This is a genomic window from Flagellimonas amphidinii, from assembly GCF_013090115.1.
GTDB classification, from domain to species: Bacteria; Bacteroidota; Bacteroidia; order Flavobacteriales; family Flavobacteriaceae; genus Flagellimonas; species Flagellimonas amphidinii.
This window is the reverse complement of the sequence record NZ_JABFNN010000044.1, coordinates 104,894-124,536: the sequence shown is the minus strand read 5'-3', so window position 1 is coordinate 124,536 and position 19,643 is coordinate 104,894. Positions and strand designations below refer to the sequence as shown.

17 protein-coding genes are annotated in these 19,643 nt (G+C 38.6%); 8 read left to right on the top strand and 9 right to left on the bottom strand.

The window, feature by feature from the left end:
* Positions 1-37 precede the first annotated feature (37 nt).
* Together HJC33_RS16440 and HJC33_RS16435 are read right to left on the bottom strand one after the other, a co-directional pair.
* Positions 38-823 (bottom strand): SDR family oxidoreductase, encoded by a 786-nt coding sequence (locus HJC33_RS16440; protein ID WP_171659934.1) that lies wholly within the window; start codon positions 821-823, stop codon positions 38-40.
* Positions 824-826: 3 nt separating this feature from the next.
* Positions 827-1,138 carry a cupin domain-containing protein gene (locus HJC33_RS16435; protein WP_171659933.1) on the bottom strand — a complete coding sequence of 104 codons (312 nt, stop codon included), beginning with the start codon at positions 1,136-1,138 and terminating at the stop codon, positions 827-829.
* Between the two features lie 97 nt (positions 1,139-1,235).
* Between HJC33_RS16435 and HJC33_RS16430 the strand changes: the two genes are divergently transcribed.
* Positions 1,236-2,588, top strand: a complete 1,353-nt coding sequence (locus tag HJC33_RS16430; protein WP_171659932.1) for a UDP-N-acetylmuramate--L-alanine ligase — start codon at positions 1,236-1,238, stop codon at positions 2,586-2,588.
* A 28-nt stretch (positions 2,589-2,616) separates the two neighbouring features.
* Here HJC33_RS16430 and HJC33_RS16425 read toward each other — a convergent pair whose 3' ends face one another.
* Entirely contained in the window at positions 2,617-3,069 is a 453-nt protein-coding gene (locus tag HJC33_RS16425) for a DUF1569 domain-containing protein (RefSeq protein WP_171659931.1), read from the bottom strand.
* Positions 3,070-3,122: 53 nt separating this feature from the next.
* Here HJC33_RS16425 and radC point away from each other — a divergent pair, with 53 nt between their 5' ends.
* Genes radC through HJC33_RS16395 form a run of 6 tightly spaced genes read left to right on the top strand, consistent with a single transcriptional unit; the run spans position 3,123 to position 8,757 of the window.
* A complete protein-coding gene (gene radC / locus HJC33_RS16420; RefSeq protein ID WP_171659930.1) occupies positions 3,123-3,821 on the top strand; it encodes a RadC family protein in 699 nt (232 codons plus the stop codon).
* A 13-nt stretch (positions 3,822-3,834) separates the two neighbouring features.
* Complete coding sequence (locus tag HJC33_RS16415; protein WP_171659929.1) at positions 3,835-5,130, top strand: polysaccharide deacetylase family protein; 1,296 nt, start codon at positions 3,835-3,837, stop codon at positions 5,128-5,130.
* Positions 5,123-5,812 (top strand): YjjG family noncanonical pyrimidine nucleotidase, encoded by a 690-nt coding sequence (locus HJC33_RS16410; protein WP_171659928.1) that lies wholly within the window; start codon positions 5,123-5,125, stop codon positions 5,810-5,812. The genes HJC33_RS16415 and HJC33_RS16410 overlap by 8 nt, the downstream gene beginning before the upstream one ends.
* A 59-nt stretch (positions 5,813-5,871) precedes the next feature.
* Positions 5,872-6,423 carry a hypothetical protein gene (locus tag HJC33_RS16405; RefSeq protein ID WP_171659927.1) on the top strand — a complete coding sequence of 184 codons (552 nt, stop codon included), beginning with the start codon at positions 5,872-5,874 and terminating at the stop codon, positions 6,421-6,423.
* Positions 6,420-7,871 (top strand): DUF5723 family protein, encoded by a 1,452-nt coding sequence (locus tag HJC33_RS16400; protein ID WP_171659926.1) that lies wholly within the window; start codon positions 6,420-6,422, stop codon positions 7,869-7,871. Before HJC33_RS16405 ends, HJC33_RS16400 begins: the two co-directional genes overlap by 4 nt.
* 13 nt (positions 7,872-7,884) lie before the next feature.
* Positions 7,885-8,757 carry a hypothetical protein gene (locus HJC33_RS16395; protein WP_171659925.1) on the top strand — a complete coding sequence of 291 codons (873 nt, stop codon included), beginning with the start codon at positions 7,885-7,887 and terminating at the stop codon, positions 8,755-8,757.
* On the opposite strand, the gene HJC33_RS16390 is transcribed toward HJC33_RS16395, so the two are convergent.
* On the bottom strand, positions 8,754-10,031 hold the full coding sequence (locus tag HJC33_RS16390) for a replication-associated recombination protein A (protein ID WP_171659924.1): 1,278 nt from the start codon (positions 10,029-10,031) through the stop codon (positions 8,754-8,756). The genes HJC33_RS16395 and HJC33_RS16390 overlap by 4 nt on opposite strands.
* Before the next feature lie 121 nt (positions 10,032-10,152).
* Between HJC33_RS16390 and HJC33_RS16385 the strand changes: the two genes are divergently transcribed.
* The gene (locus HJC33_RS16385; protein WP_171659923.1) at positions 10,153-10,881 is read left to right on the top strand and encodes a rhomboid family intramembrane serine protease; all 729 of its coding nucleotides are present in this window, start codon (positions 10,153-10,155) and stop codon (positions 10,879-10,881) included.
* On the opposite strand, the gene rlmB is transcribed toward HJC33_RS16385, so the two are convergent.
* The 5 genes from rlmB to HJC33_RS16360 all read right to left on the bottom strand — a co-directional run bounded on the left by rlmB (position 10,878) and on the right by HJC33_RS16360 (position 19,629).
* On the bottom strand, positions 10,878-11,609 hold the full coding sequence (gene rlmB, locus HJC33_RS16380; protein WP_171659922.1) for a 23S rRNA (guanosine(2251)-2'-O)-methyltransferase RlmB: 732 nt from the start codon (positions 11,607-11,609) through the stop codon (positions 10,878-10,880). The genes HJC33_RS16385 and rlmB overlap by 4 nt on opposite strands.
* Positions 11,610-11,646: 37 nt before the next feature.
* On the bottom strand, positions 11,647-14,985 hold the full coding sequence (locus HJC33_RS16375) for a VCBS repeat-containing protein (RefSeq protein WP_171659921.1): 3,339 nt from the start codon (positions 14,983-14,985) through the stop codon (positions 11,647-11,649).
* A gap of 53 nt (positions 14,986-15,038) precedes the next feature.
* Positions 15,039-16,424 (bottom strand): arylsulfotransferase family protein, encoded by a 1,386-nt coding sequence (locus tag HJC33_RS16370; RefSeq protein ID WP_171659920.1) that lies wholly within the window; start codon positions 16,422-16,424, stop codon positions 15,039-15,041.
* Positions 16,425-16,595: 171 nt separating this feature from the next.
* Entirely contained in the window at positions 16,596-17,879 is a 1,284-nt protein-coding gene (locus HJC33_RS16365; protein ID WP_171659919.1) for a hypothetical protein, read from the bottom strand.
* A 31-nt stretch (positions 17,880-17,910) separates the two neighbouring features.
* The gene (locus tag HJC33_RS16360) at positions 17,911-19,629 is read right to left on the bottom strand and encodes a SusD/RagB family nutrient-binding outer membrane lipoprotein (RefSeq protein ID WP_171659918.1); all 1,719 of its coding nucleotides are present in this window, start codon (positions 19,627-19,629) and stop codon (positions 17,911-17,913) included.
* Between the last annotated feature and the right edge of the window lie 14 nt (positions 19,630-19,643).

Here is a 19,643-nt window from a genome sequence, read left to right as displayed (position 1 = left end):
TGATAATTTAAACCTTGTTTTCCTTTTGTGCAAAGGACTAAAGTGATTTGAGGAGACCTCCATCAATAGGGATATTGGTTCCTGTAATATAGGCAGCCCTATTGGAAGCTAAAAATGTTACTAAGTAGCCATATTCATCAGGGTGGCCAATTCGTTTCATGGGAACCTGTTCTTCCATATTGGTGCGAACTTCTTCTGGTGATATACCCAACTTTTCAGCCTTTTTTGCATTAAGCTGCGCAATTCGGTCTGTATCAAAATACCCAGTGAGGACACTATTGACTGTAATATTGTCTTTTGCAACATCATAGGCCAAACTTTTGCCCCATGTCACTACTGCTGCTCTTATTGAGTTTGAAAGTGCCAGATAGTTTAAGGGTTCTTTCACCGAAATTGAGGCCACATTAATAATGCGACCCCAAGAGTTTTTCTGCATGTGCTGTAGGGCAAGTTCAGTGGTGAGCACTACGGATTTAAAAAGCAAATCAAAGGCAGTTTGGTAATCATCTACATTTTTTTCCAGTGCGCCCCCTCCTTCGGGTCCTTGGGTGTTGTTTACTAAAATATCGATGGTATTCTGCTCAAAAAATGAAGAAATGGTTTTTTTGAACATCTCAAAATTTGAAAAATCAACAAGTAAATAGCTGTGATTTTGGCCATTTTTCGTGCTTAAGGAAGCAAGAACCTCTTTTAGTTTAGCTTCATTCCTTGCCATTAAGGTTACATTTGCACCACTTTTGGAAAGTTGTTGGGCAATGGCCAGACCAATACCTTTACTACTACCGCCAACAAGGGCGTTTTTTCCTGTTAGAACTATTTCCATGATTTATTTATATGCTTCCCTAACTGGGCTAAATACATCCATTAATTTACATGCGGTCAAAGCCTTGCCGCTGTGCGGTGTGTTGGAAGGAATTATAACAACATCCCCGGGCCCATAAATAGCTGTGCTGCCACCTAAAGTAAATTCAAAAGAACCTTCAACAACGTGCATGATCTGTTCATGTATGTGATGATGTTCAGGTACTTCTGCATCTTTTTCCACATCCCAGAATGCCCAGGACATATTTTGGGCATGGACCATTTTACCATGGTATCCAGGCATAATTTCTTTGGATTCAATGTTGGCAAGGTTCATAAAGACAAATTTTATCCGAAGATAAAAAATTAATTAGGGCATCTCTTTATTTGTAATGGGGAGGTCAATACCTATTTTTGACGTACAAAGAATACAGATGAACATTCATTTTATTGCCATTGGAGGGAGTGCCATGCACAATTTGGCACTGGCCTTGAAACACAAAGGGTATAAAGTTACAGGTAGTGATGATGTGATTTATGAACCTTCCAAAAGTAGGTTGGAGATTGAAGGCATTTTACCTGAGGCATTTGGTTGGTTCCCTGAAAAAATTCATGGAGAGCTAGATGCCGTAATTTTGGGAATGCATGCAAAACCAGATAATCTTGAACTGCTCAAAGCCCAAGAACTGGGACTGAAAATCTATTCTTATCCGGAATTCCTTTATGAACAATCCAAATTAAAAACCAGAGTGGTTATTGGAGGTAGTCATGGAAAAACCACTATTACTTCCATGATTCTTCATGTACTTCATTACCATGACATGGAGGTTGATTATATGGTTGGGGCGCAACTGGAAGGTTTTGACAGGATGGTGCACCTTACCGAAGAAAATGATTTTATCGTTTTGGAAGGAGATGAATATTTATCATCGCCTATTGACAGAAGACCCAAGTTTCATTTGTACAAACCCAATATTGCTTTACTGAGTGGTATTGCTTGGGATCACATCAATGTTTTTCCCACATTTGAAAACTACGTGGAACAATTCCAGATTTTTGTGGATAGTATTGTGAATGGTGGAAGCATAACCTACAATGAAGAGGACTTGGAAGTGAACAAAGTAGTTGAACAGACAGAAAATCCCATTAGAAAATTTCCTTATGGTACTCCAAATTATAAAGTTGAAGATGGGACAACCTTATTGGAAACACCTGAGGGTGATCTGCCCATAGAAGTGTTCGGACGTCATAATCTTAGCAATTTATCCGGAGCAAAATGGATTTGCCAGCAAATGGGAGTAGATGAGGCTGATTTCTATGAAGCCATTGCTTCTTTCAAAGGAGCATCAAAACGAATGGAAAAAATTGCGGAAAGTGCAAATAAAGTGGTCTTTAAAGATTTTGCCCACTCGCCAAGTAAAGTAAAGGCGACCACTTTGGCCGTTAAAGAACAATTTCCTAACCGAAGCGTATTGGCCTGTTTAGAATTACATACCTATAGCAGTCTTAATGCCGAATTCTTGAAAGAGTACGATGGAGCTTTGGATGCGGCCGATGAAGCAGTCGTTTTCTATTCACCGGATGCGGTAAAAATCAAAGGACTGGAAGAAGTTACTTCAAAACAAATAAGTGATGCCTTAAATAGAGATGATATTCAAGTTTTTACCAATTCAGTAGATTTTAAGACATATCTCTTTTCGCAAAGTTTTGAAAATACAGCTTTGCTGCTCATGAGTTCTGGTAATTATGGTGGACTTGATTTAAAAGAAGTAGCGGCATTGTTCTAAAATGACCTAAAGGGTTGGGGAGCAATTGTTAAACCCCAAATTGTCTTAAATGGTGATCCAAGTGTTTGTATTGCATTTTCCCCCACTGTTCATTGGTAAATCTTCCGAACATGGGATGTGGATTCCAAGATTCCCTGCCTTTTTCTCCATGGAAATCATTTATCAATACCGTTAGTTTATCTTTTTCCTCCTTAAAATCCTTTTGTTCCATAACCTTGAGCCCTTTGGAAGTGGGTAAATTGGGCTTCCACAACTTATCATTGTACATGCTTTTTTTAAAAGCTTTGAAGAGTAATTTTAGAAAAGGATTGGGCTTTTTTGTAAAATTGTATCTGCCCAAGGCAATTCTTAGGGGATATTGACAATGTTTTAGCATTTGCCCAACCTCCATTTTTCCCCAATGACCCTTTGTGGTATCGGTTAATTTATCGAGACGGGATAAAATTTCTACGTGAGCTTCGGAGTCGAACAGTGATTTCATCTTGGGCATCATTTATTTTGAAAATTACATAAATAATCCCCTAAATTTAGACTATGCAAGAAAAAACAGCTTCTTTTTCCATTAAGAATTGGGCTATGGATGACAAGCCCAGGGAAAAATTGGTGAGCAAGGGAAGTCCAGTGCTTTCCAATGCAGAATTGATTGCCATTTTAATTGGTTCTGGTAATAAAAAAGAAAGTGCTGTTGAACTTTCCAAAAGAATTTTAGCTTCAGTAGATCACAATTTAAACGAACTTGGAAAACTTTCCATAAACCAGTTGATGAAGTTCAAGGGCATTGGTGAAGCAAAGGCTGTAACCATTGCTGCTGCCTTGGAAGTGGGTAGGCGCAGAAGAGGTGACGGTCATAAACAAATTACTAAAATTAAAACCAGTGAAGATGTTTATGAAGTGTTATATCCATTACTGGGAGAACTACAGCATGAAGAGTTTTGGATTGTGTACCTTAACAACTCCAATAAGGTGATGCACAAATCCCAGTTGAGTAAAGGAGGTATTACCGGAACCTTGGTCGATGTGAGGTTGGTTCTGAAACAAGCATTGGAATTGGGTGCAGTGGGCATAATTTTGGCACATAACCACCCTTCGGGTACGTTGAAACCAAGTATGGCGGACAAGCAGATCACCGAAAAACTGAAAAAGGCTTCAGAAGCTTTGGATATTAAAATATTGGATCATTTGATTGTAACAGAACATGATTATCTAAGTTTTGCGGATCAAGGTATTCTCTAAAAGATAAAAACATATGTTGCTCATATTTACCCATAAAATCACAAATCGACTTACTTATACTGCAAGGCAGATTTTTGAGAAAATTTTAGGGGTAGAAGTGGTTTTTACAACCAAGGTAGAGGATTTTATCAAGCATTCTGGCCCTAAGATGACCTATTCCAAACAACCTTTGCAAAATGAGTTCTTCATTCGTAGCAATGACCTGCTATTTGAACAGGGCATTAATGATATCGAAATAAAAATGGGAGATTGGGAAGGAACTCCTTGCTTTTTTGCAACAAGTGAGAAGAGTTCCATTCCTTACGATGTCTTTTCGGCCAGTTTTTATCTATTGAGTAGGTATGAAGAGTATCTTCCCCATGTAAAGGACAGTGTGGGAAGGTTTCCCGTTAAGGAAAGCGTAGCTTATCAACATAAATTTTTAGAGCTTCCGGTCGTCGATTTATGGGCCTATAAATTACTTTATATATTAAAACAGCGGTTCCCAGATTTTGCCCATGATAGCAAAGCGTACAATTTTACTTCAATTATTAACGTAACTACTTCGCATCGCTATGCAATGAGAGGATTGACACGTAGTTTAGGTGGTTTTTTTGTGGATTTAGGTCAATTTAATTTTAAAAGTGTAGCAAACAGGATTTCAGTATTGTCGCGTTTTAAAAAAGACCCTTATGACAACTTCGATAAATTGATAGAGGTTCATAAAAAGTTTCCCATCAAATCTATGTTCTTCTTCCAGTTTGCCAAGCATTCTGCACATGATAAGAATATATCCATCAACAACAATAAGTTTAGGTACCTTATTAAATCTGTGGCCGATTATAGTATAGTTTCTCTAAGTACTTCATTCATGTCATCTACAGATAAATTAGCATTGCGGGAAGAAAAAAAGCAATTGTCCAATTTGATCAATAGGCCTATCAACTATTCAAGGTTGAGGTATAATAGGGTTAGTGTCCCCATTACCTATCGCAATTTGGTGGAAACAGAGTTTACAGATGATTTCTCAATGGGATATACCCATGAAATTGGGTTTAGGGCAGGAACGTGCACACCTTTTTATTTTTACGATATTAATATGGAGGTAAGGCAACCGCTAAAAGTACATCCTTTTGCGGTTCATGATTATGCCTTGTTAAACTGTAAACGTAAAGATGAGGTATTCGAAAAAATGGATAAAGTTTATCGTTTGGTAAAGGAGGTCAATGGAAGTTTGGTCACCATTTTTTCCAATGAATTATTGGGGAGCAATCACAAATTGAACTGGATGGAGCTGTATCAATCCTTTTTAAGACGTTACTATGTTTAAGGATCAGATTTCCGATATTTTTTTTGATTTGGACCACACTCTTTGGGATTTTGAAAAAAACTCAGCCCTTACATTTCAAAAAATTATTTCTAAAAACCAATTAGATATAAATGTAGAGGACTTTTTAAAAGTCTATACCCCCATTAACCTTGAATATTGGAAGTTGTACAGAGAGAACCAAGTGAGTAAATCAGAATTGCGCTATCAAAGGTTAAAGCGCAGCTTTGATGCTATTGGCAGCATGGTTTCCGATGAGCAAATTAATGTGTTGGCCGATGAATACATCATATACCTGTCCACCTTTACAAATTTGATTTCCGGTGCAGTAGAAGTTTTGGAATATTTGAATCCCAAATACCACCTGCACATTATCACCAATGGTTTTCAGGAAGTACAGGTGAAAAAGCTTAAGGGAGGAAATATTCATCACTATTTCAATGAGATTGTCGATTCAGAAACGGCAGGGGTAAAAAAGCCTCATCCGCAAATTTTTGAAATGGCATTGCAATTGGCTAAAGTCAATCCGAAAAATGCCCTTATGGTAGGAGATAACTTAGAGGCGGATATTATTGGTGCTGTTTCAGTTGGTATGAACGCTCTTCATTTTAATTTTCATAAAGAATCTGAACACGGAAAATGTAAAATGATTAACAATCTTTTTGAAATAAAAAGCATTTTGTAAAGTTATAGTAGGGTGCGTTGTGCTCTAGATTGTTCTATCAGAAAATGCTTTGTAACCCAATGAAAGGAATCTTTTTCCGTTTTAGTTGTCTTTTCGTTTTAGCCTTTTCCTTGGTTTCTTGCTCAGAAGAGCAGGATTTTAGTCAATTTGATGATCTTAGTGTTACACCAACCCTTACTTCAAGTTTATTTTATCTAGAGTCTACCGAAGATTTTATCAATTCCATAAATATTTCTGGAATTTTCTACGCTCAAACATTTGAATTTGATGCGTTCAACGAACAATTTGTGGCTGAACGCCTTTTGGAAGGCACCTTGAGTTATGAAATTGAAAATACCACGAGTAAAAGAATAACCTTGGCGATTGAATTTTTGGATGAAGCAGGTACTGTTTTGGATATAGAAACCTTTACAATTGAACCGACACCGTCGGAAAGTTTGACCAGGGACGTCACCTATGGCCCAACAGGAAAGAATTTAGCCATTCTAACAACTACATCCACACTAAGAGTAATAGCAGGAAACCTAAGCGATACTACAAGTGTTTCTTCTGAATCCGACCCTAAGATCATATTAAAATCAGCAGCAGAATTCCTGTTCCAATTAAAATGAGATTAGGTAAACTGTTTTTATTGATCACTTTACTTGGAGGCACAACATTGTCTTCCCAGAACAAGCAACTACTATACGATTTTTACGAAATTCCACAATCATTAATGATAAACCCAGGTGTAAAGACATTGGAAAAATGGCATACTGGAATACCTGCCATATCTGGTTTGTCGTTTCAAGCTGGTACAAGTGGGGTAACGGTCAATGATCTTTTTGCCAATGATGGAATTGATTTTACCACTAAAGTAAGGGAGAGGGTGTTGGATGCCATGAGCAGAAAAGATGATTTCAGTTTTACGAATCAGATAGAAGCATTCAATATTGGTTTTCGAGGAAGAAATAGACCAGACGACTATTATTCCTTTGGAATGTATTTAGAGACGGATGTAATAGTTTATTGGCCTAAAGATTTCGCCATATTGGCCTTTGAAGGGAACGGAGGGGCTAATATAGGAAGGAGTTTTAATCTTGGAGACTTAAGTCTTAGGGGAGAAATGGTCAATGTTTTTCATTTTGGAATAAACAGGAAAATCAGCAATACCCTTACTGTGGGGGCAAGAGCAAAATTATACTCCAATATCTTTCAATTTCAGTCAACAGGTAATTCAGGATCATTTATAACAACTCAAGGAGAGAACAATATTTATGTGAGCCGCATTGATGCGGATTTACAACTAAGAACCGCTGGATTTGATGAAATTTTGGATCTTCTGGAAGATGATAATTCCTCATCTGCGGACCTAACCAGCTTATTGACCAAAAGGATGCTTTTAGGGGGTAATCTCGGTATCGGGTTTGATGCAGGTTTTAGTTACAAACTTAACCCACAAACTACTGTCACAGGAAGTATTTTGGACTTAGGGCTCATGTATCAATCTAAAGATATTAGAAACTTTACCCTTAAGGGTAGTGCCGAAACAGAGGGCATCACAGTATTTCTGCCAGAGGACATTAATGAACTGGACAACAATTTGTGGCAAGAATTGGTAGATGATATTGAAGCTTCACTTCCATATGAAGAAAATGAATCTGGTTACATATCACTTAGACCCATTAAGGCATATGGTTCTATCCGGTATGATTATGGACAGGGAGAAGGTCGTGACAAAGATTGTGGTTGTGGAATAAATGTGGAAAGCGAAGCGAATCAAGATTTTTACAGAAATAGTGTTGGCGGGCAACTTTTTTTGCAGAATAGGCCAAGAGGCGTACAAGCAGCTTTAACGGCATTTTATCAAAAAAGATTAGGGAGAGCGTTTTCCTTGAAAACAACTTATACCGTAGACAAATATTCTTTGTCCAATATTGGATTGGGACTTAATTTCCAAGCAGGACCACTCAACTTTTATATTCTTGGAGATAATCTTTTAAGTTATCAAAATATAGCGGATAGCCACTACGCGTCTTTACAGTTCGGATTTAATATCATATCTTGGAACGATAATTGATTATCTGTTCCCTATGAGATCAAAACTTATATATATAGTAGTATTTGCAATGGGTTTTCACAGTGCCATGAATGCTCAATTTAACGAGTATAAGTACATAATTGTGCCCAAAAAGTTTGATGCCTTCAAGCAAGAAAATAAGCATCAAACCAGTACAATGTTAAAGCATTTACTCACTCAGAAAGGTTTTAATGCGGTTTATGAGGATGCTTTGCCTGTGGATTTGGTCAGTAATAGATGTTTGGGACTATTGGCTGATTTTTTGGATAAATCTTCCATGTTCACTACTAAAGTGAATGTGGTTTTTAAAGATTGCCAAGGAATTGAGGTTTTTAGAACCATAGAAGGTAAAAGTAAATCCAAGGAATATAAGGTAGCTTACAGAGAAGCTTTGAAAGATGCCTTTACTTCCTTTAACGGGATTAATTATCAATATACCCCAAAAGAAAAAGTTGAGGAAAAACCTGCTGAAGCTCCAATCATAGTAAGTTTTAAAGATGATGTAAAATCATTGGAGAAAAAACCGGACCCTAAAGTGGTGATCCAAGAAGCTACCCCTGAGAATCAAAGTTATGAATCCAAAGAACCGGTAGCATCAAATTTTACTAAGGCAGAAAAAGTGAAGGAAGAAGCAGAAGCTAAAGTTGGGGCAATTGAAGCCTCTTCGTCAGAAATCCTTTATGCACAGCCCGTAGGTGGAGGGTACCAGTTGGTGGACAGCACTCCAAAAGTGGTAATGAAACTTCAAGAAACTTCTGTGGACAATATTTTTCTTGTAGATTATCAAGGAGCCAATGGAATGGTCTTTAAGAAAGAAGGTAAATGGATGCTTGAATACTCCAAAAACGGTGAAAAAATGTCAAAAGAACTTCACATTAAGTTCTAAAATCCGTACTTGTCCTTCCATCGTTTCTTAAGAAATTCCCTCATGGCATTTTCTCTTGGGTTTTTACCAGGTTGATAAAAAGTGGTCCCGGAAATTTCTTCAGGTAAAAATTCAAAATCAATAAAATTGTCCTCATGGTCATGGGCGTAGTCGTAGCCTTTGCCATAGCCTAGGTCTTTCATCAATTTTGTGGGGGCATTTCTAATGGCCAAGGGAACAGAAAGGTCACCTGTTTCCCTAACTTTTTGTTGAGCACCTTTGATGGCCATGTAACTTGCATTGCTTTTTGGAGAACTCGCCAAATAAGTGGCACATTGGCTCAAAATGATTCGGGCTTCTGGATAACCAATGGTATTTACAGCTTGAAAGGTGGTATTTGCCAGCACCAAAGCGGTAGGATTGGCATTTCCTATATCTTCAGAAGCTAAAATCACCATTCTTCGAGCTATGAACTTTACATCCTCACCACCTTCTATCATTCTTGCCAGCCAATATACTGCTGCGTTAGGGTCGCTGCCCCTAATGGACTTAATAAAGGCCGATATAATGTCATAGTGCTGCTCTCCCGTTTTATCATATAATACGGTGTTCTTTTGTACTTTGTTGAGGACCAGTTCATTTGTGAGGGTTATTTTTTCGTTGATTTCTGAATTGACAATCAATTCAAAGATGTTCAACAACTTTCTGCCATCGCCTCCCGATAGCCTAAGCAAAGCTTCGGTTTCTTTTAGAGCTATTTTTTTTGATTTTAGTACTTCATCCGTATCAAGAGCCCTTTGTAAAAGTGCTTCTAAGTCTTCTTTACTAAAAGGATTCAGAATATAGACCTGACATCTGGAAAGTAATGCGGGAATAACTTCAAAACTTGGATTTTCGGTAGTGGCACCAATAAGCGTTACCCAACCTTTCTCCACGGCGCCCAATAGCGAATCTTGTTGGGATTTGCTAAAACGATGAATTTCATCTATGAACAAAATTGGATTTTTGGAAGTAAACAGGCCTCCACTTTGTTTGGCCTTTTCAATGACTTCCCTCACATCTTTTACGCCACTACTTATGGCACTTAGGGTATAAAATGGGCGTTGACTTTCATTGGCGATAATATTGGCCAATGTGGTCTTTCCCGTCCCGGGCGGTCCCCAAAATATCAATGAAGGGACTATTCCATTTTTAATCTGATGTGTTAGGGCGCCATCTTGGCCTACCAAGTGGTTTTGACTAACATAGTCTTCCAATGTTTTAGGCCGAATACGCTCTGCCAAAGGTTCATTCATAACGATAAAAATAAGACAATTTTAGAGGTCATATACGTCCAACTTATCAACGGTTTTATGGAAGAACATGACAATTTGTGTAAATTCAAGGGTATGGTCAGATAATTGAAGTTGAATCAGCGTGGAAGAGAAAAGTCATTTTAAATTTTCCAATGGAGTTCTATTTGCTCCTTTACTGGCAGTACTCCTTATCTGGACTGTATTCTGGATAGAAGTACGTTTTGGGGTCAATTTTAATGATTATGGGATATACCCCAGACGATTATCAGGTTTAAGAGGAGTCCTTTTTAGTCCATTTATTCATGGCTCTTTGGAACATCTCTATAATAATACTTTGCCTTTGGTTGTTTTGACCGCTTTTTTGTATTATTTCTATGGTCAATCGGCAACTAAAATCTTGTTGTGGGGCATTCTTCTTTCTGGATTAATGACCTGGTTGATAGCTAGACCTTCCTACCATATTGGGGCCAGTGGTGTTATTTATGTTTTGGCCAGCTTTATTTTCTTTAAAGGAATTTTTGCAAAATACTATAGATTGGTAGCGCTTTCATTGGTGGTGGTTTTTATCTATGGAAGTATGATCTGGTACATTTTTCCCGTAAAGGATGGTATCTCTTGGGAAGGACATCTTTCAGGCTTTATAACTGGTTTGTTGCTGGCCTTATTGATTAAAGTGAAAGTTCCTGCTGAACGTAAATACGATTGGGAGAAAGAGGATTATGATGAGGAAAATGACCCTTTTTTAAAGCATTTTGATGAAAATGGAAACTTTATTGAAGGTAATCCGCATGATACTGAAGAAGAGGCTGTCAAAATCAACTATGAGTATAAAAAGAAAGGTGACACCTAGCCTTTTCGTTGCCGGACTACTTCATATAAAAACACACCACAGGCTACGGAAACATTTAAGGACTCTATTTTTCCCATTAACGGGAGTTTGGCCTTGTGGTCTACAATACTGAGTATGGAAGGTGAAATGCCCTTGCCTTCGGCTCCCATGATTATTGCGCAAGCTTTATTGAAGTCTACTTCGTAAATTTCATTTTCGGTCTTTTCAGTGGCTGCCACAATATTGATATCCATGGATTGTAAATAGAAAATAGCATCCTTAAGATGGTCCACTTTGGCAATGGGAACATTAAAAACAGCTCCAGCAGATGTTTTTACCGTATCATCAGTTATGGGAGCAGCTCCAGTTTTAGGAACAATGATGCCATGGACTCCACTACATTCGGCTGTTCTGATGATAGCTCCAAAATTTCTCACATCGGATACTTGATCTAGAAGCAGAAAAAAAGGTTTTTCCTCTTTTTGGGCTACTTGTTCCACCATGACTTCAAAGTCTTGGAACTGTACCGGAGAAATTTGAGCGACCGCCCCTTGGTGGTTGTTCCTTGTCAACCGATTGAGTTTTTCAATAGGGACATAAGAGCTACTGATGCCATTTTTTCGAATGGATGTCTCCAATTCTTTAAAAAGCTCGCCCTTTAAGCCCTTTTGGAGGAATATTTTATTGATGGGTTGGTTGGCGTCAATTGCTTCAAGAACTGCCCTAATTCCGTATATCTGTTCACTCATTGGTAAAGGTTAAATAAAAAGGTTTCATCAATCGCCTTTATGATGAGATTTTATGAATTCCCAAAGGACCATTGTTGACCGTATTGATCAAATATCGCTCATTTTTAGAAGTTGAGATAAGTTCAACATCTTTCACATTGCCCTGTAGCAACAATCCTGAATCTTGCGAATGTACGCTAATATATCCATCCTTTCCATTAGATAGTAGTATTACTCCCGATAGTGCATCAAGCCTTGGGGTTTCTACCTCAGTGCCAAATATATTTCCTACAGTAATCACATCTTCATAGCCGTCTTTATTTACATCGACCAAAACACCATTTAATAACGGGAAAGCTTGCGCATCAATGGGGAGTGCTTGTTTTTCAAAATTTAAATCACCTTTATTGATCAATACTATGGATTTAAATTCGGTAACGCTATTCTCGTATGAGGAACTCAATTTTTCACCATAAATGTCCACCAAGGAGGCATTTGCAAATTCTGAGTAAGTTTCAAATTTCTCTTTGATAAAAGGCATTTGTTGTGAAGAACATTCCCTGCCGCGAACTGGAACGTAGGTGCCGTTATATTTTTTGCTCAGAACAATGTCGTTGGTGCCATTGTCATCAAAATCTGTTGCGTAAATTTTGAATGGTTTTTCTACGGAGGCCTTGAATTTGATGTTTAAACCCACATTTCCTATTATATAGTCTTTAAGGCCATCATTGTTGACATCAGTTTCATGAACTGAAAACCACCATCCTTTTTCATTTAGAGCCGTATTTTCTTTTTCTAAACTTTTAAAGGAGCCCTGTTGATTGATGAATATTCCTATTCCGGTCCATTCGCCCACAGCTATGAAATCCATCCATCCATCATTGTTGATATCTGTGGTTTGTATATCGTTTACTATACCAAAATCAAGTAGTTCTGGAGCTATTTTTTGAGTGACGTCGACTAGTTTACCCTCCATGTTCTCATATAGGGTAGAAGATTGATGGTTAGGATATTTCTGGGGAACAACCCTGTTCCCTACTAAAATGTCATGGTCTCCATCCTTGTCGTAATCAATAATGGATACTGTTTTTCCATTTTTCGGATAATTGGTTAGAGTGGTTTCAATGTGTTTGCTGAATTGGCCCTTTCCATCATTGATATAAATTCTATCTGTATGATATGATGAATGTTCTGCAAACTCGTTTCCTCCACTGACTACATAAAGGTCAAGGTCAGAATCTCCATCAAAATCAAAAAATATAGATTCCATGTCCTCAAATTGCGCATCTGTTAATAGAGCAGGGGAGGTGATTGGAGTAAATCCTTTGGGGGATTGCAGAAAAAGTTGCCCCGCCTGTCCTGAAGCGCCTCCTACATGCATATCTTCCAGTCCATCACCATTGATATCACCTTTGGTGATAAAAGGCCCTAGAGTGGATTGTTTGTAGGGAAGTAGTATTTCTTTCTCAAAATCATCATAAGCGTTTTCACTATGGGCAAAATCCAATCCAAGTTTTGACGCATTTGCTTTGGAAAAATAATGGGCTTTAGTAGCGGATTTTTTGATAGCGGTTATTGCTTCACTTTCTTCAAATGTAATTGTGGAGTTAGCGGGAATATCAAATTTTTGTTCCATCTTTCCAGAGTTCCAGAATACACTTATGGTGTCCACAACAGTGTTTCCCCCTAGACCAAATAAAGCAGTGTTTTCTTGCGAAGATCTATAACCTCGTATTCGTTTTATTTCAATGAGTTGGGAATTTCCACCGGCGGTTATTTTTACCTTGGCAAATTCCTCAGAAGAGTCCCCCTGAGCAATTACCTTTAAATAATTGCCTTTGTTTTCTTCAATGGAAAGATTTTGATATACAAAAGCCTCATCATCCATATTGTTAATGACGAGATCTAAATCACCATCATTGTCCAAATCTCCAGAAGCGGCTCCATTGCTAAAGGAGAAATCATCAAGTCCCCAGTCTTTGGAAAGATTTTTATAAGTAAGGTCTGCCGTTCTTTTGTACAAGATATTCGGTAACTTTTCCGAAGGCATGGATTCGTACAATTGCTTTTTTACTTCTAAGGGTACTTGACCTCTATATTTTTGTTTGGCTGCAAAGACCCTACGTTGAAGGTCATTGTCCAATGCATACCGCCGGTAGCCATTGGTCACATGGATTTCCTTATGGCCGTCAAGGTCAAAATCGTTCATAAGCACGGACCAGCTCCAATCGGTATTGGCAACACCAGACAATTGGGAAATATTGTTGAATTTGGCTCCACCAAGATTTTTTTGTAGGGAATTGTACATGTACTGATAATGGAATCCAGCCTTGTTCACCAAGTAATCAAAGCGTTTGGTATTCATGGAGGCCATTAACGTTTTAGATCGCACATGATCGTTGGCGGCCATATCCAGTACAAAAATATCCTGAAGATTGTCGTTGTCAAGGTCGGCAATGTCTATACCCATACCATAAAAGGAAATCTGATTGGTAGATTCTTTTATCTTATTGGAGAAGGTTCCGTTTTGATTATTAATGTATAGTACATCCGGAAGATAGTAATCGCTGGCCATATAAATATCCAGCCAACCATCCTCATCAATATCAGAAACAACCAAACCAAGGCCAAAAATGGGTTTTTCCAAACCAGCACTTTTGGTAATGTCGGCAAATGAACCACCATCATTCCGGTACAGATGGGAAGAATTATAATAAATAGCTTCTTGATTTGCTTCTAGGTATTTGTTGAATGAAATAGGGTCCATCCCATAAAGTTCGTTCTCATTCATGACCAGACAATCCAAGTCGCCATCCTTGTCAAAATCAAAAAAGACGGATTGAGTACTAATGCCAGCATCCGCTAAACCGTAATCTTCAGCTTTTTCCAAAAAAGTCCCATCTTTTTGATTGATGAGCAGCAAGTTTTTCCTGTTTTCACGAAGATGTGGACCGCCTTGCGACACATAAATATCCATCCACCCATCTTTATTGATATCTACAAAAGAGATGCCATTGGACCAATATTTTCCTGTATTGATATTGGCAGTATTGGTAATATCCTTAAACTGTAATTCACCTTGGTTGAGATATAATCTATTGGCTACTTGGTTGCCACAGAAGAAAACATCTAGCAGTCCATCATTGTTAAGATCTTCAAGGCCTACACCTGCACCATTGTAGAAGTAATCATAGTCGAATAAATTGTGCATGGTTGAGACATCATGCTCTATGGTATTGGAAAAGGTTATACCGCTTTGTGCACTTTCTATTTTTGTAAATACATGTTTTTTACTGGGAGGGTTTGTTTCAGTTGTATAATGAGCGTTATCTTTTTCTGAGGAAACACAACTTACCACTAATGTCAATAAAATCAATACCCGAAGAAAATTGCTCATAGAAGTGTCACTTTACAAAATCACAAAATGGTATTTACAATTGTTTTAAGCAATTAAAGGCCCAATGCAATTATAGCGGCATCGTCCTTTGCGTAGTGATATGCTCTCCAGAAAAATCCTTGTCCGATGAACTTCCAAACAACTTCACCACTTTCTGTAACTTCCCATGCGCCAAAATCTCCTTCAGTTATTAGTCTGTTGCTATTAGGCAATCTTACCATACCGGATACTTTTGGAGAATAAAGGTCAGCATTAGTAAAGCTCCATGCCACACTGGGTTCGTTATTGGTATTGGGTGATAGATTTAAGGGATTGGGCAGTTGCAGTTCATAAACAGTGGACTGCTGCGGGTCAGCTCCATTTCCATTGGTAAAAATTGAAATTTTGCCTAAATCCACTCCATCTAAAAGTCTTGGATGGTGATTGTTTCGGAAGAGCCTTTCCCCCATAGTATTGCCATAAGCTTCAGGGTTACCAAATCTGTAGATTAAATCACCTCCTTTACCAAAATTCCCACCTTCGTGAGAGGCCGCTTGTTCGCTAGAAGTACTATGGTCAATAACCCAAACTTCATGAAAAAAGTTTATGCTTAGGTAAATCAGGTCATTTACTTCGTCGTATTCAATGCCATTTGCATGCATAATGTCTCCTTCTGCATCCGTTACATAGTTTAGGTTGATCAATTGGGGATTTTCTGTGACTGTTCCGTAATTTTCTTTTGTATTGTCAAAGTCTTGTATAAGGTGATCCCAAGAATGCCATTCCCAAACAATTTCATCAGTAGTTGGGTCTACCTCAATTATGGCTTCTGGAAAAACATCAATTCCAAGGCTTGAGCCTGCAAGTTCTGCTTCTTCCATTGTTTTTTTCTCCCAGACTATGGTAATTAAATTACCGTTGGGCAGTAACTCAACATCGTGGTGAGTTATATAATCTTCTGAGGAATAATCAAAGTTCCATTCAATAGAGCTATCTGGATTCACAAATTGTAGTTTACCACCTTGTCCTCCATATTCAATTTTTGGGTCGTCAGCTTTCATGATTCCCACAAGGCGTCCATCAGGCAATAATTCTACATCGTTTCCAATTCCTGAGGGGATGTCCCATTCATAAAGAATAGTGGATTTTTTGTCCATAAGGTATACCCGGTCATTTCCTGCATCGTTTATTAAAACATATCCATCATATATTAAATCGCTGTTGAATACTTCCACATCACCCGCATTTTTTCCGACCTCTGAAGATGGGTCGGAGTCATCATCATCATCATCATCGGAATCGTCATCTGCAGAGTCATCATCTGTAGCAGAGTCATCAGTCGGGTTTTCTGAAGAGGAATTGTCATCATCCATTGGAGCAACAGTATTGCCATCATCGGCACAGGAGTGTAGAAGTAAAGTCACTGCAAATAGAGCAGCGAAGATATAGGAAGTTTTCATAGCATCTTTTGCTTCAAATTTAATCAAAATTTAACCAAGTCATCAAGTTTTGATAATTGGCGATGGTATTGATTTTTCTATTGGTGTAATTTAATAATTATGGGTATAAATAGAAAAAAGGGGCGCCATAGGCGCCCCTTTTGCAAGTATTATTAATCTACTTGATAATGTTTATTCACAAACAAGTAGTTCAATTTCTCCGGCAGCGGCAGATCCAAGTGCTACTGCAGCAGCTGTGTTGCCATTAGGGTCAAGAATCTTGTATGAAATCTCTCCATCCCAATCACCAGAAATAAAGGTTATAACCAAAGTGGTTGCTCCTTCAGGTACAGTGAATGTGCCAGTGGCTTCATCTCCAGTTTCAACCAAGAAACTTTCCACTTCACCTCCGTCTATTTGTACTTCCAAACTAGCCCCATTCCAACCATCTCCATAGTCATCAACCATTTCAATGGTATATTCACCTGGGAACGGAGCATCAGCATTCAGCTGGATACATTCTGTAACAATTACGGTATCATAATATTCGGTACCGCTTTCATCCGTGGTTACGATTCTTCCATCATTAGTAATAATTTCATATCGTAAATTGAAGCCATCATTTAGACCTAAATCATCGTAAGTAAGATTATCGCCATACAAATCATCTAACGGAATCACATAAGACAAAGAGGCAATTCCAGTTTCTGCATCAATGGTAAAATCATCTTGGATGGAAAAGGTTTCGAATTCAGCTTCTTCCTCTGAGCGTACAACACCATCTTCTTCAATACTTCTATCAACAAATTCTCTGTAGACATTCAAGGTAGATATATTCGTAACACCAAGAGAGTCGATAGTAATGTCAATGGCATAATCCTCATTTGGATTGGTAAGTGAAATTTCATTTTTATTCACATCCTCGTATTCAAATTCAATACCATCATCAACAGTAAAAGTGTATTGGTATGGAGAGCTAAAGAATGAACCGCCACTTACGTTACCCGTGGTATCGGAATTCTTGAAAGAACGTCCGTCGGTCAAAAATAGTTCCATGTCAATTATAAACTGGTCTCCCGGAAGTATATCGTCCAAGGAGATTCCTGTAGCCGTTAGCACATCGTCAAGCGTTATGCTATAGTCAAAAGATGGAAGACCATCAGTCTCTCCAAACTCAGTAATTGTGGCCAAGGCTGAACCAGAAACTGACTGATCTGTTCCGTTGTTGTCCACAAAGCTAGCGGTAATTTCTATTCTGTCTGTAAGCGCACCGCCTTCTGCATCCTGCTCCTGGATAGTCCAGGACATTACACTGGCCGTGTCGAACATGTCTAGTGATCCTGAGGAAGCCAATGTCCTTAAGACTGCACCGGACGTAGTGGTATCCTGTATAAGTACAGTCACCTTGTCATCTTCGCTACAAGAGGCTACGAAAACCCCTAGAGCTAGCAGTATATAGATTTTTAAATTTTTCATGAATTTTAATTTTATGTTCATTACAATTTTTTTAGTTAGCTGGAGGTACTCCATTATCATCCCAGAAAACAGTTTGTTGCTGGTTTGCTTTTTGAGAGATGTTTGAGTTGTTATTCACAGCATTTGTAGGGTAATACATGGATTGAATAAACACATCTGGGTTAGGTTCCAAATTGGGCTGCAATGTGGTAGGGAAATTGGTTCTTCTGTAGAAGTTGTATGGCTCTACACCATTTCCGAAATGCGCAATTAAGTATTGCTCTCCCAAAATATCCCATTTACCATCGGTATCAGCTTCATCAAATGCAATACCTATGGCATTTACATAAGCTGTAATTTCTCCTTCAGTTGGCGCAAAGGAAGCATCTGCACTACCCAAACGGCTAGCAGAAAAAGCTTGAACCTTTGCAATTGATTTAGTAATAGCACTCAACATAGCTGTTCTAGCGTCAGCTGTATTTCCAGATACCATTGCTGCTTCTGCAAGCATAAAGTCAACTCCAAAAGCGGTCAGAAGGTTACTTATACCATCACCGCCGGCCCCAGCACCTAAACCGATTTCGGAAAAACTATCATCGTCAAACAAACCACCTACTGGATATACACCAAAACAAGTTCTTAACAATCCATCTGGTGGAGTACCTTCTGCATTACCATGATCTCTACCCCAGTATCCATTGTCCAACCAGCAGTAACTAAATCCACCATCAACATAATGCTGTGGAGGTGTAGTTAAGGAACAGACCAAAGTTTCCTCATTTGGATCAACTCCAGCAGCACCGGGAACACCAGGACTCTGACGGTAGAAATAGTATCTAATCCTTGGGTCTTCTAGTTCGTCCATAGTGCCCATCAACCAATTTGACATGTAGTCGCCGCCACCTTCTGCAGTATATTGAAGACCATATCTTGGGTGTCTGGTATCTGGTTGTGCTGCATTGGTGCCAGGCCAAGACCAAATTAAATCTTCAGAGGTATCAGCTATATAGTTTCCACTAGAAACAATAGAGTTGAAACTTGCCAAAGCACTACCATCTACCAATCTACGTTGCATGTAAATTTTCATTTTCAAGGTGTTTGCTGCCTTTACCCATAGCTCATAATCACCACCATAATAAAAATCTGTTGGAGGTTCTGCAGATGCAGTACTGTTGAAATTAGCAATTGCTAGGTCCAATAGGGCAAGGCTGGCATCATAGATACTGGCTCCAGAGTCCACTGCAGGATTAAAATTCGCTTCTCCTTCAGCAGAAATTGCTTCAGTGTAGGGAACATCTCCAAAGAAATCTACCATAGAAACCATTAAAAAGGCTTCAATAAACTGACCGATTGCAAGGTGATGTGTAAGTCCTGCTTCCTCTGCAAGAGGCTCCATTTTTCTTAAGTCAGCCAAAATACCTCGGTAGGCATTGGTCCACTCATCAGACATATCAGAACCTTGGTAGACGCTTAAGTAGTTTCTACCACCCATGTTAACAATTCTGGTAAGTTCCATTCCTATTTCGAAGAAGCCATCACCAGTGGTATTACCACCAGATGCCCAGTTGTCATTTGGGTCGTTATCTGCATCGCCCTCAAATTGTCTTATAAAATCTTCTTGAATGGAATTCAAAAAGAAGTCCGCACTAGCTTGGTCTGGGGTAAGTGCGTTGGGGTTTTGCGTGAGATCCAATTCAGTAGTCTCACATGAAACCATTGCCAACATGGTTCCAAGAACCGCTGTTGCTATATATTTATTAATATTTCTCATTATTCTCATAGTTT

What these genes read in the sequence shown, in the direction of transcription:
- HJC33_RS16395 (WP_171659925.1), top strand. Translation starts at nt 7,885, where the DNA reads ATGAGATCAAAACTTATATATATAGTAGTATTTGCAATGGGTTTTCAC.
- HJC33_RS16440 (WP_171659934.1), bottom strand. Translation starts at nt 823, where the DNA reads ATGGAAATAGTTCTAACAGGAAAAAACGCCCTTGTTGGCGGTAGTAGT.
- HJC33_RS16360 (WP_171659918.1), bottom strand. Translation starts at nt 19,629, where the DNA reads ATGAGAAATATTAATAAATATATAGCAACAGCGGTTCTTGGAACCATG.
- HJC33_RS16400 (WP_171659926.1), top strand. Translation starts at nt 6,420, where the DNA reads ATGAGATTAGGTAAACTGTTTTTATTGATCACTTTACTTGGAGGCACA.
- HJC33_RS16425 (WP_171659931.1), bottom strand. Translation starts at nt 3,069, where the DNA reads ATGAAATCACTGTTCGACTCCGAAGCTCACGTAGAAATTTTATCCCGT.
- HJC33_RS16370 (WP_171659920.1), bottom strand. Translation starts at nt 16,424, where the DNA reads ATGAAAACTTCCTATATCTTCGCTGCTCTATTTGCAGTGACTTTACTT.
- radC (WP_171659930.1), top strand. Translation starts at nt 3,123, where the DNA reads ATGCAAGAAAAAACAGCTTCTTTTTCCATTAAGAATTGGGCTATGGAT.
- HJC33_RS16405 (WP_171659927.1), top strand. Translation starts at nt 5,872, where the DNA reads ATGAAAGGAATCTTTTTCCGTTTTAGTTGTCTTTTCGTTTTAGCCTTT.
- HJC33_RS16430 (WP_171659932.1), top strand. Translation starts at nt 1,236, where the DNA reads ATGAACATTCATTTTATTGCCATTGGAGGGAGTGCCATGCACAATTTG.
- HJC33_RS16410 (WP_171659928.1), top strand. Translation starts at nt 5,123, where the DNA reads ATGTTTAAGGATCAGATTTCCGATATTTTTTTTGATTTGGACCACACT.
- HJC33_RS16435 (WP_171659933.1), bottom strand. Translation starts at nt 1,138, where the DNA reads ATGAACCTTGCCAACATTGAATCCAAAGAAATTATGCCTGGATACCAT.
- HJC33_RS16415 (WP_171659929.1), top strand. Translation starts at nt 3,835, where the DNA reads ATGTTGCTCATATTTACCCATAAAATCACAAATCGACTTACTTATACT.
- HJC33_RS16390 (WP_171659924.1), bottom strand. Translation starts at nt 10,031, where the DNA reads ATGAATGAACCTTTGGCAGAGCGTATTCGGCCTAAAACATTGGAAGAC.
- rlmB (WP_171659922.1), bottom strand. Translation starts at nt 11,609, where the DNA reads ATGAGTGAACAGATATACGGAATTAGGGCAGTTCTTGAAGCAATTGAC.
- HJC33_RS16365 (WP_171659919.1), bottom strand. Translation starts at nt 17,879, where the DNA reads ATGAAAAATTTAAAAATCTATATACTGCTAGCTCTAGGGGTTTTCGTA.
- HJC33_RS16375 (WP_171659921.1), bottom strand. Translation starts at nt 14,985, where the DNA reads ATGAGCAATTTTCTTCGGGTATTGATTTTATTGACATTAGTGGTAAGT.